The 16,839-nt window shown below is 40.5% G+C and carries 1 protein-coding gene; it reads right to left on the bottom strand.

Annotation, left to right across the window (positions count from 1 at the left end):
• Positions 1–14 precede the first annotated feature (14 nt).
• Complete coding sequence (locus BJL90_RS22540; RefSeq protein WP_070967478.1) at positions 15–16,838, bottom strand: SDR family NAD(P)-dependent oxidoreductase; 16,824 nt, start codon at positions 16,836–16,838, stop codon at positions 15–17.
• Position 16,839 lies beyond the last annotated feature (1 nt).

Here is a 16,839-nt window from a genome sequence, read left to right as displayed (position 1 = left end):
TTTATCCCTCATTTTCACATTATAATTAACTTTTTAAACTGTTCCTCAGATAATTCTCCTTTAGAAATTTTCTCTGTTAAATCTAGATAGAAATCATTATTATCTTGTATAATTCCAGTATTTACAATAGAATTATCCTTGTTAAAAGCAAACTCAATATTATGATCAAAAGCATATTTAGGTAAATCAATCCAAACACCCTTAGATTCTTCATAAAACTGTTTAAAATCTATTGTAGCTCCAACTACCCAATACTGTGCCAATTGTCGTAAATCCTTTTTTTCTAAAACTTGCTGAATCATTGATGCGTCTAAAGAATTTAGGTTAGATTCTTTATCTAAAGAAATATAAATACTTGAATCCAGCAAAGTTCTTCTTGTTTTTTGAAGAAGGTCTAGTTTTTCTAAAAGTTCAGCTACAGATGATGCTATAATCGCTGCTCTATATTCTAAGTTATGATTAATTTTTTGCAATGATAATGCAACATCATCAATATTAACTGAAGAATTTTGATGCAAAAATGCTTGCATTTTTGCAAGATATTTACTTAAACTCCATTCTGTTTTTGCGGAAAAAACTACAAGAAATTCCTCCGAGTAAGAGTTACTCAATTTTTTTATAGGGGTTTCTCCTATAAATTCTTCTACAATAATATTGGCATAAGAACCTCCTGCACCGAAGGAATTGATCATACTTCTGCGAGGTAGACTCTTTCCTGTTTGCGTATCAGTGAACTGCCTCCATGGAGTAGTTTCTTCTTGAAGATAAAATGCGGTACGTTCTAACTTAATGTTTGGATTCCTGGGAGTTGCATTAATTGATGGTACAAGAGTTTGATATTTCATTTGTAAGAATACTTTGCTAAGCTGAGAAATTCCCGAAGCGGCTTCCAAATGTCCTAAATTAGATTTTACAGAACCCAGTGCACAGTATTGTTTTTTATCAGTATATTGTCCAAAGGCATTATGAAGAGCAATCACCTCAATGGGATCTCCTAACTCTGAACCATTGGCCGCTGATTCAACATAAGAAATGGTTACCGGATTGATTCCCGAACGCCTGATTGATTCTTCAATTAATTTAGCTTGTTGTTTTGGATCAGGAACAGTATACATCTGTCTATTTCCACTATGATTGACAAAACTGCTTTTAATCACTGCATGAATCCGATCATGATCTTTAATTGCCTGAGGGAGAGGTTTTAATAGTACGGCACCTACACCTTCTCCCGGAATATATCCATCGCCAGTTCCAAAACTTTTACTTTGACTGCCACTTCCTAGAAACTTTTCTCGCTGTAATGCATCGTATTTTGAAGGATCTAAAGTCAGGTTAACTCCTCCAGCAATAGCTATAGAACAATTTTTCTGTTTAAGACTCTCACAAGCCAAATGAATAGCAGTTAACGAACTGGAACAAGCAGAATTGACTGCAATACTCGGACCTGTGAGGTTAAAAAAATGAGAGGTTCGATTAGCTATCTGCCAGTCACTTCCATTAGAACTTAACACTGCTTTCTCCAACGAAGGCATACTCCAGGAATACTGATTATACATAGTTCCCACAAATACACCAACCCCGTTTTCATAACTGGATTGCAGTTCTTGTAGGGCAAGTCTATTATATCCTGCATCTTCAAAGGTTTCCCAAACAATTTCCAAAAACAATCTAATTTCCGGCGACAATTCCCACACTTGATCCTGAACAATTTCAAACAATTGATGGTCAAATTGATTAATACCATCTATAAAGCCACCGTAATATCTCTTATATAGATGTTGCAATTCATCCTTAGATAATGATTGGGTTAAAGAATTGCTCCATCGTTTTTTAGGAGCTTCAGTAATACAATTATCTCCAGCTTTTAAATGTTTCCAGAGTTCTTCTAAAGTATCAGACATGGGATAGCGACCACTGATGCCAATAATTGCGATGTCTTCTGTTTCTTGCTTTGTTCTGATAGGATCTTCTCCCCGTGATTTCAGAAAACGGTGATTTGTACCAGCAGGTACGAATTTCGATAAATTCTGATAAATAGGAATCTCTTGCTTTGAAGTTTGATCTTTTTCCACTGTAAGTGATTCTAAAAGCTTATCTGAATGATTCTCCAATAAATACTCTACCAATTCCTGAATATTACTATGTTCAAATAAAAGAGTTTTAGAAAGTTCTCCAGTTACTTTTTCCAATTTTCGAATCAACTCCATCTGCATAATAGAATCAATTCCATACTTTTCAAAGGAAGTATCTAACTGAAGCTTTTCATGTGATAACTTAAGTTCATTCGCCAGGATTTTTTTGACATAATTTAAAGTTTGTATTTTTAAAGAATCATCAAACACACTAACCCCTTCTTTAGGCTTGGCTGTCTCGTCAGGAGTTAAACCTATTACTATAGAGTTTCTTAATTGTATTACATTGCCTTCCATCACCATTACTTGACTCTTACCAGAGGCCAGTCCTTGGTACAATGCCTGAATGCCACTTGGAGTCTCCATAGCAACCATTCTCCTATCTCGCATCAGCATCTTCTCGGTTTCTCTGTCAATATACATCCCCCCCTCTTTCCACAAAGGCCAATTGATAGACAGGGTCTGTCCTTGGCGTTGTTTTGACGCCACTAGAGCATTACGATACTTTGCATAGGCGTCCATAAAGGCGTTGGCGGCTGCATAGTCTGCTTGGCCCGGATTGCCTAAGCTTCCCGCTATAGAGGAGAAGAGAATAAAGAAGTCTAGACTTAAATCCTTGCTGGCCTCGTCAAGATTCACCAGCCCTGTAACCTTTGGTGCCAAAACTTCCTCCAGTTCATCTTTTGTCTTTTTGATGATAAAGTTATCCCGAATCACACCAGCACTATGAATGATACCATCAAGACTGCCAAAGTCCTTCTGGATACTTTGTATTAAGCTGATAACTGCTTTCTTTTGTGTTACATCTACTTGCTTGTACTCAATCCGACCTCCTAATCTTTCTAATTCCTTTAACCCAGCGTGTTTATCTTCCTTAAGAGGAGATCTTCCGGTAAGAATCAGGGTCACATCCTTGACTTTTTGTAGGATTTCTTTTGCAAATATCAGTCCCAAACCTCTGGCCCCTCCGGTAATCAGGTAGATACCTCCCTCTTTCCACGGAATATCCACGCTTTCCTTGGAAACCTCTATTTCTCTCCAGTCGGTTATATATCGTTTGCCCTCCTGGTATCGGACATGATTATTTATGGGGTTACGGCTGTTCTCTTGCAGTTTTTCTATGATTCCTTCTAAATCTTCATCTGCTTCTATTTCTATTAACTGCCCCAGGATTTTTGGATTCTCTAACTGGGCTGTTTTTAAAAGTCCACTGAGGCCAGACAAAAGCTGCTGTTCTTCTTGTACAGTAATAACAATCTGGATTAATATCTTACCCACTGGTTTGTGTTTAAGAATGCTTTGAATTTCTTCAAATGCCTTGGCTGTATAAGCCTGAAACCGTTCCTCAATGCTTTCTTGTTCAGACTGTAGAATGAGACAACGCATCCCCTCCATTTCAATTTTGATGCTTTCTTGAAAAACTGTACACGGTTCACAGAACATCACCAAATGCTGGGCATAATCAGTGGCATTGCTTGTTTCGGCAATGGCTTGTTCTTTCCAGCAAGGGTGCAGCATTAGAGTCCCGAGAGTTGTCATGGATTCTACCGAACCTACTTCGCCTTCCAGCACTCGTGATGAAAATCCCTTCATTCGAACACAAACCTCCCCTTGATCATCACACAAATCAATATCAAGTTTTTGTACCTTATCATTCTCTGTTCTGCCGTCACTGTATCGAACCAGTGCCCACATTTCACTGGTACAGTTTTTGAAAATTTCAAGTTCTTGCAGGGCAAAGGGCAGGGACAATTTTAGAGGATTTTTGTCTTCGCTAACCATCATTAAACCTATGGAGGCCTGCAAAGCCGAATCCATCAAACTAGGATGCAGCACATATTCTTCTAATGTATCAGCTACACAGGATGGTAAGGTCAGTTTTGCCAACACCTGATTGGAACCAACATAGATCTGCTCAATCCCCCGATGTCCGTCCCCATACTCAATACCTATAGATTCAAAAGCTTCATAGCATTGGTGAGATGAAAGGATGTTTTGGTTACATTGAGCTTGTATATTAGATAAATCTAAAGTTGGACTCTCTGCCATCGAACTCAGCAGAGCAATACCCTGGCTGTATATTACTGGTTCTGTACTGTTCTTTTCTGCCTGGCTATATATTTCGTAAGCAATCTCGCCACCCTCTTCAGGATAAAGTCCGATGTGTATTTTCGTTGATTTCTCTTCTACGGTAATAGGTCGGGACCAGACCATATTTTTGAGCCGTGTCTTGGTCTGATATTTTTCTAATGTACCTGATGCCTGTTTCACCGCAGCCCTAGCCATCTCAAGATAGGCTACTCCAGGTAAGATGGATTGTCCCTTCACGACATGATCCGTCAGGAAAAACTCCTGCCCCGTAAAGGTAGAACTGAACCGCTGCTCTGTGAAATTAGAGGTGTTTTGATGCAGCAGTGGATGAATTGTGCCTATACTGGCTGAAGTTGTGATTGAACTGTCACCAGATTTAGTCTTGGTCTCTGGTACCCAGTAGCGTTCTCTGGCAAAGGGATAGGTGGGCAGGCTAATGCGACTGGGTTTGGTGTCGCCATAGAGCTTGTTCCAATCAAAGTTCAAACCCTTGACCCAAAGATCTAGAAGTTTCCCATGTTTTCCTTTGCTAATCCAAGCATCAATTGTTTTTGCCATATCTTCATCCGCAACAAAAATAGCAAGTGTTTCTTTGTTGCGTTTGAGCTGCCCTCGGTATAGATCCTCAATACCCTCTTGGCCTTCCACAAAACTCTTTAGTTTTTCTTCAAGTTCTTTGATAGATCCTACCATAACACCTAGGCGCTCTTCCATGGCTTCCCGTCCTACCTGAAGTGTGTAGGCCATATCCGCTAGATCACTATCAGAAAATTGCTGTTCTTGGATGGCGGTTAATAATTGCTGCACCTGCTCATGAAGCCGCTCTTCATTCTTTGCTGACAACACGATAATAGCTGGATTCTGTGGAGTAATTATAATAGAATGTTCTTCATGATCCTGGGGAATATATTCTTCAATTACAACATGAGCATAAGCACCTCCAAATCCAAAAGAACTCACCCCAGCCCGCCGAGGAATTTCTCTGCTCTTCGTATCTAGCAAGGGTTTCCATTTTTTGGTTTCTCGAACTATGTAGAATGGACTATCGTCAAGTTGGATGTATGGGTTAATTTCATCACAATGAAGACTTTTAACTAATGTTTTATGTTTAATTTGCAATAGGACTTTGATCACACCTGCAATCCCTGCAGCCAGTTCTAAATGACCAATATTAGTCTTTACCGAACCCAAGCCACAATGAGCAGCAACAACCTGCGGATCTCCCGTTGCTTGATATAGTTCTTTGAAAGCTTTCTTTAGCCCATCAATTTCAATCGGGTCACCCAATTCTGTGCCTGTTCCGTGAGCCTCAATGTAACTAACCGTCCTTGGATCTATTCCAGCCTTAGTGTAGGCAGTTTTTAGCAATTCAGCTTGAGCTTTTGGATTGGGTGCCGTTAGTGAATTAGCACGACCCCCATGGTTCTCGGCACTGCCTCGAATTACTCCATAAATATGGTCTCCTGCTTCTTCCGCATCTTTAAGCTTTTTTAGGAAAATCATCCCTACTCCTTCACCTCGTACATAACCATTGGCTTGATTGGAAAAGGTTTTGCATCGTCCATCTGCACAGAGCATACCGGCTCTACTGAAACTAATATGTAATTCTGGAGCTACTATTGTATTAACTCCACCAACAATCGCCATCTCACAAGTCCCATTCTCTATAGCATTCACTGCCCGATGAATCGCAACCAATGAACTGGAACAAGCGGTTTCTATGGGTTCGCTGGGTCCATGAATATTAAGAAAGTAGCTCATACGATTGGGACCTACTGAGGATATCATTCCAGTTGAAGAATAACCTTCAATAGCTATATTTGACCGTGAAATCAGTCCACCATAACCACTAAATGCTGTGCCTACAAAGATTCCCGTTTTGCTGCCCGAAAGGCTTTGAGGCGAATATCCGGCATCTTCAATAGCCTTCCAAATATAAATCATCAACAAACGCTGCTGTGGATCCATAAGTTTGGCTTCTCTTGGGGAAATGCCAAAGAACATAGGATCAAACTCGCCTAATCCTTCAATAAATCCCCCCCATTTGGCATTTGTTTTATTTGTTTCTTTAGAAGGATCACCATAATACTCTCTCCAGTCCCAACGATCTTTAGGAATTTCTGTGATACAATCTTTTCCATCTTGTAATTGTTTCCAGAATTCATTTATATCCTTAGACATAGGGAACTTACCACTCATTCCAACAATTGCAATAGGTTCATGGATAGTTGGATTCGATTTTGCAGCAGATAGATCCATAACTTGTCCAAAACGGCTACCTCTTCTTTTTCCATATGGAGCTTCTTTCGTTTCGCCTTTCACGAATGTTACTGGAATCTCTGGTTCAGTTTGTAGCACAAATTTTACTGCAACCTGTGTCTGATATTCTTCAATCAAGTATTCACTGAAACTCTGAATGGTCGGGTGCTCAAAGAATATGATGGGGGTAAGTTCCAGTTTGTATTGTTCATTAAGTTTATTAGCAAATTCAGTCAACGTGATGGAATCAAATCCATATTCACTCAGTTCAGTATCAATATCAATATCTTCAAGCTTAACCTTGAGGGCTTTGGACACCGCTTTTATCAAAGCTATTTGTACTTTATCCAATAAATTTCTCTTATCAATCCTTTGAGATACTTCAGTAAGTTTCTCAGATTGTATAGTAACAGAAGTTGTCATCGAAAACAGTTTTTCTTTCATTCGTGTATAGTTACCTTCCATCACCATCACCTGCTCCTGCCTAGAAGCTAGACCTTGATACAAGGCCCAGATACCAGTGGTTGTCTGCATGGGAATTATACCTGTACTTTGTTGCATCATTTTTTCGGTTTCTGCATCAATCTGCATTCCCCCTTCTTTCCACAAAGGCCAGTTGATAGACAGGGTCTGTCCCTGACGTTGTTTTGACACCACCAGTGCATTACGATACTTTGCATAGGCGTCCATAAAGGCGTTGGCAGTTGCATAGTCTGCCTGACCTGCATTGCCAAAAGCTCCCGCTGCGGAGGAAAAGAATATGAAAAAGTCCAGGCTTAAATCTTTGCTGGCCTCGTCAAGGTTTACCAGTCCTGTAACCTTTGGGGCTAAAACTTCCTCCAGTTCATCTTTTGTCTTTTTGATGATAAAGTTATCTCGAATCACACCAGCACTATGAATGATACCATCTAGACTGCCAAAATCCTCCTGGATACTTTGTATTAAGCTGATAACTGCTTTCTTTTGTGTTACATCTACTTGCTTATACTCAATACGCCCTCCTAATCTTTCTAATTCCTTTAACCTAGCTTCTTTTTCTTCCTTAAGAGGAGATCTTCCTGTAAGAATCAGGGTCACATCCTTGACTTTTTGCAGGATTTCTTCTGCAAATATCCGTCCCAAACCTCCGGCACCTCCAGTAATCAGATAGATACCTCCCTCTTTCCACGGAATATTCTCGCTTTCCTGAGAAACCTCTATTTCATTCCAGTCGGTTATATATCGTTTGCCCTTTTGGTATCGAACATGATTTGTTGAAGACTTACTGTTCTCTTGCAGTTTTTCTATGATTCCTTCTAAATCTTCATCTGCTTCTATTTCTATTAACTGCCCCAGGATTTTTGGATTCTCTAATTGGGCTGTTTTTAAAAGTCCACTCAGCCCAGACAAAAGCTGCTGTTCTTCTTGTGGACTAATAACAATCTGAACCAACACTTTACCTGTTGGTTTGCTTTTAAGAATACTTTGGATTTCTTCAAATATTTCAATGGCATAGCTCTGAAAGCCTGCTTCGATGCCTGCCTCTTGGGCTTGCAGACTAAGGCATCTCACCCCGTTTATGTGGTTTTCGATGCTTTCTTGCGTAGCCTCAGCTGACTGGCAGAGTATCACCACATGCTCTGCATAATCAAGGGTTTGAGCTTCTTTAGAAACAGTTTGTTCTTTCCAGTAAGGGTGCAGCATTAAAGTCCCAAGCGTTGCTGTGGATTCTACTGAACCTACTTCCCCTTCCAGCCCTCGTGTTGAAAATCCCTTCATCTGAACACAAATTTCCCCTTGTTCATCGCACATCGTAATATCGAATTTCTGTACCTTGTCTTTTGCTTTGCTGCCGTCACTAAAACCAACCAGTGCCCACATTTCTCTGGTGCAGTTTTTGAAAATTTCAAGTTCTTGCAGGGCAAAGGGCAGGGATAATTTTAGTGGGTTTTTGTCTCCTTTAATCATCATTAAACCTATGGAGGCCTGCAACGCTGAATCCATCAAACTAGGATGCAGCATATATTCTTCTAATGTATCAGCTACACAGGAGGGCAACCTCAGTTTTGCCAACACCTGATTGGAACCAACATGAATCTGTTCAATCCCCCGATGTCCATCCCCATACTCAATACCTATAGATTTAAAGGCTTCATAGCATTGGTCAGATGAAAGGATGTTTTGGTTACACTGAGCTTGTATATTAGATAAATCTAAAGTTGGGGCTTCTACTACTGAGCTCAGCAGAGCAATACCCTGGCTGTATACGATTGGTTCTGTACTGTTCTTTTCTTCCTGGCTATATATTTCGTAAGCAATCTCGCCACCCTCTTCAGGATAAAGTCCGATGTGTACCCTAACCGACTTATCCTCTACGGCTATGGGGCGAGCCCATACTACATTTCTAAGCCGTATTCCGATCTGACTTTCTTCCAAAATCCCTGATGCCTGTTCTACTGCTGCCCGTGCCATCTCAAGATAGGCTACTCCAGGTAAGATGGATTGTCCCTTCACGACATGATCCGTCAGGAAAAACTCCTGCCCCGTAAAGGTGGAACTGAACCTCTGCTCTGAAAGGTCAGAGGTGTTTTGATGCAGCAGTGGATGGATTGTCCCTGCATTGGCTGAAGTGGTGATTGAACTGTCACCAGATTTAGTCTTGGTCTCTGGTACCCAATAGCGTTCTCTGGCAAAGGGATAGGTGGGCAGACTAATGCGATTGGGCTTGGTGTCGTTATAGAGCTTATTCCAATCAAAAACTAGACCCTTGACCCAAAGGTCTAGAAGTTTGGCATATTTTCTGCGCTGAATCCATTTTTCAATTGCTTCCTGCATTTCTTCATCCATTGCAAAAACAGCCAGCGTCTCTTTGTTGCGTTTGACCTGTCCTCGGTACAGATCTTCAATATTCTCTTGCCCTTTCGCAAAATCATCTAGTTTTTCTTCAAGTTCTTTGATGGATGCTACAATTATCGCTAAACGTTCTTCCATAGCTTCCCGCCCTATCTGAAGGGTATAGGCCATATCCGCTAAGTCGTTATCTGTGAATTGTTGTTCTTGAATCGCTTTTAATAATTGCTGTGCCTGTTCTTGAAGCCGCTCTTCATTCTTGGCAGACAACACAATAATGGCTGGATTTTGTGGTGTGATTGTAATTGGATATTGTTTTGCATCTTTAGGAATATATTCTTCGATCACTATGTGGGCATTTGATCCTCCCGCACCGAAGGAAGAGATGCCAGCAATCCTTGGATATTCCCTCTTTTCTCCATTTTTTTCAATTATCGGCCGTTTCCATTCTGTAAGTTCTTGCTGTACCACAAAAGGACTATTGCTGAAGTCTATGTTAGGATTAAGTACATCAGAATGCAAGGAAGGTACCAATTTCCGATGTTTCAGTTGCAGCAATACTTTTGTCACAGCCGCAATTCCTGCCGCACTTTCACAGTGACCGATGTTGGACTTAGCGGATCCAATGGCACAGAACTGTTTTTCTTTAGTGTATTCCTGAAAAGCTTTACTCAAACCTACGATTTCAATGGGATCTCCTAGAGAAGTGCCAGTACCATGGGCTTCAATGTAACTGATGGTTCTAGGATCAACCTTTGCTTCTTTAAAGGCTCGTTGGATCACTTCAGCCTGAGCATTCGGGTTGGGAACTGTGTATCCATTGGTTTTTCCTCCATGGTTAATAGTGCTCCCTTTAATGATGCCATAAATGTGGTCCCCATCGGCGATGGCTTTAGATAGCGGTTTAAGCAGTACTGCTCCTACGCCTTCTCCTGGTACATAGCCATCTCCTCCTTCTCCAAAGCTTTCACACTGTCCCTTGCTTGATACAAATTTACCTTGCCCAAGCATCAGGTATTTGTTAGGATGAATGGAGACATTGACACCACCTGCAATGGCAAGCTCGCATCCGCCCCGCTGTAAACTCTGGCAGGCCAGATGGATGGCTGTCAGGGAGGAAGAACACATGGTATCCACAGCCATGCTAGGCCCATGAAAGTTACAAAAATATGACACTCGGTTAGCTATGGACGATTGACTCCCAGTAAGAGCAACTGGTCTACCCTGAATCTGTTCCTGAGCTCCGTAGAGCTGGTACTCTTCGTACATTACCCCTACATAAACCCCTACATTACCTTCCAAACCAAAACTCTGATGTAAACTAAGGGTTTCTCTGGTATACCCCGCATCTTCTAAGGTTTCATAGACACATTCTAAAAATAGACGTTCCTGAGGATCCATCATTTCTGCTTCTCGAGGGGAAATATTGAAAAATAGTGGATCAAATTGATCCACACCTTCTATAAATCCTCCCCACTTACTGTAGGTTTTTCCGAGCTTATTTTTATCTTCATCAAAGTACAAGCTATGGTTCCAGCGGTCTTTAGGAATTTCCGTGATACAATCCTTACCGTTTCGTAGATTATACCAAAATTCCTGGATATTCTTAGCCTGAGGATAACGTCCGGAAACACCAATAATAGCAATATCTACATTTTCTTTTTCTTTCAATGATTCTGTGAATTGATATGCAAAACGTGAAGTTCTGCGACTGTTGAAGGTTAATTTTTCAGCTTCTGTCACAGCTGTAAAATCTTTTGTATTCTCTGTGGTTGCCACTGCTTTTTCCTGGATTTCCAGTAGTTTTAGTAGTTGATTTCGATAATTTTTAACGAAGTATCCAGTTAAATCTTTAATATTTTGATATTCAAAGAATAACGTTTTTGGCAGAGATCCCAATGTTTTTTCTAATTGATTGGTTAACTGCATAACCATGATGGAGTCAATCCCATACTGTTCCATGGAAGCATCTGCTTCTATTCGATGTATAGGTAGTTTGATGATTGAAGATAACAACTTTTTAAAGTAGTTGATGGCTTTTTCCTGAAGTAAGTCTTGTCCAATGACTGGTGCTGCTTTGTTTTCTTCTCTGTTAGAAGGTAGTTTTTTGTTTTCTTTTGCTGACGCTTGTTCCATAAATATTGCATGGAGCCGTTTAAGATCGCCTTCTATCACTATTACCTGCTCCTTTCTAGAAGCTAGACCTTGATACAAGGCTCGGATACCAGTGGTTGTCTGCATGGCAACTATACCCGTGCTTTGTTGCATCATTTTCTCGGTTTCTGCATCAATCTGCATCCCCCCTTCTTTCCACAAAGGCCAGTTGATAGACAGGGTCTGTCCCTGACGTTGTTTTGACACCACCAGTGCATTACGATACTTTGCATAGGCATCCATAAAGGCATTGGCAGTTGCATAGTCTGCCTGACCTGCATTGCCAAAAGCTCCCGCTGCGGAGGAAAAGAATATGAAAAAGTCCAGGCTTAAATCTTTGCTGGCCTCGTCAAGATTCACCAGTCCTGTAACCTTTGGTGCCAAAACTTCCTCCAGTTCATCTTTTGTCTTTTTGATGATAAAGTTATCTCGAATCACACCAGCACTATGAATGATACCATCAAGACTGCCAAAGTCCTCCTGGATACTTTGTATTAAGCTGATGACTGCTTTCTTTTGTGTTACATCTACTTGCTTGTACTCAATTTTTCCTCCTAATGTCTCTAATTCTTTTAACCTAGCTTCTTTTTCTTCCTTAAGAGGAGATCTTCCTGTAAGGATCAGGGTCACATCCTTGACTTTTTGCAGGATTTCTTCTGCAAATATCCGTCCCAAACCTCCGGCACCTCCGGTAATCAGATAGATACCTCCCTCTTTCCACGGAATATTCTCGCTTTCCTGAGAAACCTCTATTTCTTTCCAGTCTGTCACATATCGTTTGTCCTCCTGGTATCGGATATGATTATTCATGGGGTTACGGCTGTTCTCTTGCAGTTTTTCTATGATTCCTTCTAAATCTTCATCTGCTTCTATTTCTATTAACTGCCCCAGGATTTTTGGATTCTCTAACTGGGCTGTTTTTAAAAGTCCACTCAGCCCAGACAAAAGCTGCTGTTCTTCTTGTGCGGGAATAACAATCTGAACCAACACCTTACCTGCTGGTTTGTTTTTAAGAATACTTTGGATTTCTTCAAATATTTCAATGGCATAGCTCTGAAAGCCTTCTTCGATGCCTGCTTCTTGGAATTGCAGACTAAGGCATCTCACCCCGCTTATGTGGTTTTCGATGCTTTCTTGCGTAGCCTCAGCTGACTGGCAGAGTATCACCACATGCTCTTTATAATCAAGGGTTTGAGCTTCTTTAGAAACAGTTTGTTCTTTCCAGTAAGGGTGCAGCATTAAAGTTCCAATGCTTGCCATCGTATCTACTTTCTCTTCCAGCCCTCGTGTTGAAAATTCCTTTATCCGAACACAAATTTTGCCTTGTTCATCGCACATAGCAATATCGAATTTCTGTACCTTGTCTTCTGCTTTGCTGCCGTCACTTAAACGAATCAGTGCCCACATTTCACTGGTACAGTTTTTGAAAATTTCAAGTTCTTGCAGGGCAAAGGGCAGGGATAATTTTAGTGGGTTTTTGTCTCCTTTAATCATCATTAAACCTATGGAGGCCTGCAACGCTGAATCCATCAAACTAGGATGCAGCACATATTCTTCTAATGTATCAGCTACACAGGAGGGTAAGGTCAGTTTTGCCAACACCTGATTGGAACCAACATAGATCTGCTCAATTCCCCGATGTCCGTCCCCATACTCAATACCTATAGATTTAAAAGCTTCATAGCATTGGTCAGATGAAAGGATGTTTTGGTTACACTGAGCTTGTATATTAGATAAATCTAAAGTTGGACCCTCTACCACCGAACTCAGCAGAGCAATACCCTGGCTGTATACGATTGGTTCTGTACTGTTCTTTTCTGCCTGGCTATATATTTCGTAAGCAATCTCGCCACCCTCTTCAGGATAAAGTCCAATATGTACCCTAACCGACTTATCCTCTACGGCTATGGGGCGAGCCCATACTACATTTCTAAGTCGTATTCCGATCTGACTTTCTTCCAAAATCCCTGATGCCTGTTCCACCGCTGCCCTAGCCATCTCAAGATAGGCTACTCCAGGTAAGATGGATTGTCCCTTCACGACATGATCCGTCAGGAAAAACTCCTGCCCCGTAAAGGTGGAACTGAACCTCTGCTCTGAAAGGTCAGAGGTGTTTTGATGCAACAGTGGGTGGATTGTGCCTACATTGGCTGAAGTGGTGATTGAACTGTCACCAGATTTAGTCTTGGTCTCTGGTACCCAATAGCGTTCTCTGGCAAAGGGATAGGTGGGTAGACTAATGCGATTGGGCTTGGTGTCGCCATAGAGTAGTTCCCAATTTATTTCAAATCCTTTAACCCATAATTCCGCAATTTTTATAACATTGCCTTTTTCAATCCATTTATTAATTAATTCCAGAGAGTCCTGATCCGTACTTAAAAAATCAATGGTTTCCTTACTATGTTTGACTTGCCCTCGCCAACAATTATTGATCGTTTCCTTACCTTCTTGGAAAGCTTCTAATTTTTCAATTAACTCAGGTATATCCTTTACCAAAAAGGCTACCCGCTCTTGCATAGCTTCACGTCCCACTTGTAGAGTATACGCAATTTCTGATAAACTGATCGCTCTTTTGTATGGGCTTATTTTTATTTCTTCTGCTTCTTTTAGAAACTCAAGCAACTTCACGGTATAGGCTTGCAGCCGTTCTTTATTTATAGCAGAGAGTGGTATGATTACAGGTTTAGCTCCAGTATTAAGGATTGCCGAAGTTTGTTTATTCAGTTCTTTAGTCGGATATTCCTCTAGTACGATATGAACATTCGATCCTGTGGCTCCAAAAGAACTTAACCCGGCCCTACGAGGATAGCTGACCTTATTACCATTTTCAACGATCAACGGCTGTTTCCATTCTTCCACCTGCTGCTGCACATAAAAGGGGGTTTTTTTAAAATCAATATATGCGTTTAATTCCTCTGAATGTAGTGATGGCACTAAGGTTTTATAATAAAGTTGCAGAACTACCTTAATTAAACCACTAATGCCCGCAGCAGCTTCAGCATGCCCGATATTTGACTTGACAGAACCAATTGAACAAAATTGTAAATCCTGTGTATATTGACTATAGGCTTTCACCAACCCCTGAATCTCTATAGGATCACCCAAAGATGTTCCTGTCCCATGAGCTTCAATATAGCTAATTGATCGTGGGTGAATTCCTATTTTTTCTAAACAAGCCACAATCATATCTGACTGAGCTACCGGACTCGGTACCGTAAATCCGCTCACAGTTCCCACATGATTGGTGCTACTGCCTTTAATTACCGCATATATATGATCTCTGTCTTGAATGGCTTTCTGTAATGGCTTTAACAGAACCGCTCCAATAGCTTCTCCCGATACATAACCATCGCCTCCTTTGCCGAATGTATGACAATAACCGTCGCTGGCATGCATATCCATCATCCCATAGGTCAAATATTTATTAGGATGCAAGGATAAATTCACTCCGCCTGCAAGAGCTGTCTCACATTCCCCTCGTCTAATACTCTCTAAAGCTAAATGCACGGCAGTGAGTGAAGAAGAACATACCGTATCAATAGCCATACTTGGGCCATGGAAATTGCAAAAGAATGATACCCTGTTGGCAATTGGTGCATAGCTCAATGATAAAGGAAATGCATTTTCGTAGGACACTGCTTCGGCTCCAATTATAGTATAATCTTTATGCATCACCCCAACAAATACTCCCACATGCCGTCTCTTATTTGTTCCTTGAGGAGAAACTAGTGTCTTAGGCGTATATCCTGCATCTTCTATAGCTTCCCAACAAGTTTCTAAAAATAGCCGTTCTTGAGGATCCATTATTTCTGCTTCTCGGGGTGAAATTCTAAAAAATTCAGGATCAAAACAATCCGGATTATCAATAAAGCCCCCCCATTTAGACATATTTTTTCCTGAGGGTGAATACAATCCCTCAAACTGACGCCAATCCCAACGAGATTTTGGAATTTCACTGATGCAGTCTTTACCGTTTTCTAAATTAATCCAAAATTCTTGAAGGTCTCTTGCTTCGGGAAAGCGACCTGACATCCCAATAATAGCAATATCTTCATCAATTGCAGGCATTGCTACGATATCAGAAACCACAGGGATGTTTCCTTGATATATATGATCCACAAGCTCAGGAATTGACGTTTGAGCTGCAGTCGAATAATCTGGAGCAGTAGAATTGCCTGACTCTTGTTCACCTCTCTGCTTCACTTCACTGCACCGAGCAAATTTTGATGCATAATTCTCTGCAAGATAGACGGATAACTCTGCAATTGTCGTATATTCAAATAACAAAGTGGGGGGTAAAGTGGTTTGAATTTTAGCTTCAATGGATCTGACCAGCTCTAATAACCCAGGCGAATCCAATCCCATTTCATAATAGCCTACCTGATTTTCAATAAGATCCACCGATTTTTTTAATCTATCTGCCATCAATTGTCGTAAAAAAGATTCTGCTTCAAGGAATATCTTTGATTTATCAGCATTCAAATCATCTATTATTGAAGGCTTAAGCGACTGAGATTCTTTCATTAGCTGTGATGTTTTCTTTCGGTTAGGATTAATCATTCCATCTGCTCGTACTAATTTGTTAGCAAAATTTTTTAACTCCCCAATCTTCTTCCCTGATTCATTAAAGAACTCCATCGTCAGATTAATCAGTTCTTTTTTCCGTTGTATAGATGATGTTTTTATCTGAGTTGCACATTGTTTTTTAAAAAGCTCTGAGGCTCGAAAGGATTCATAAAAAAGAGGCAAGAATAAACGTTGTTCCTCTTTTAAGGCAGAAGCTAACAAAGTTATAGCACTCCCATCAATAAGAACTGGATGAAACATAAATCCTTCTGCACTGGGGAGGGCACTTTGACTTAAAGAAATATCAATGAAGGAAGCTACATCACTCTCATAAATTTTTCCATTTGCCTTCATAAATCCAGTATGTATTAATTCCCGATTACGACATTGTTCATAGGCTTCGTCAAAATCTAAAACTCTTTTTGCGGATCGTTGTACTTCCCAAAAATTCAACGTTTCTTCAAATTTTATAGGAACTGTTCGATGCATTTCAGCAGTAATATAGAGCTTTTTTTCTGGTGCTAAGGTTCCATTGTACTGTTCCTGTCCCTCAACACGAATCTGCCATTGCCCGTCATTAATTTCAGAACACTGAATACTGATCATAACATTGTAGTCCTGTCCCACGATTAAAGGATGATATATACACAGATTGCGAAGTTCCAACTCCTTGTAGTCATAACCATTCTCTCGAAATAATTGGTATATCATATCTATATACGCCAATCCCGGTAACAATTCCTGACCATAGGCTTTATGATTTTTTAGAATTGGATGATTGATATCTATCAAAAACTGATCTAACATT

This window comes from Clostridium formicaceticum (assembly GCF_001854185.1).
GTDB lineage: Bacteria > Bacillota > Clostridia > Peptostreptococcales > Natronincolaceae > Andreesenella > Andreesenella formicacetica.
The sequence above is the reverse complement of the archived record's forward strand: the minus strand, read 5'-3'. Positions and strand labels throughout refer to the sequence as shown.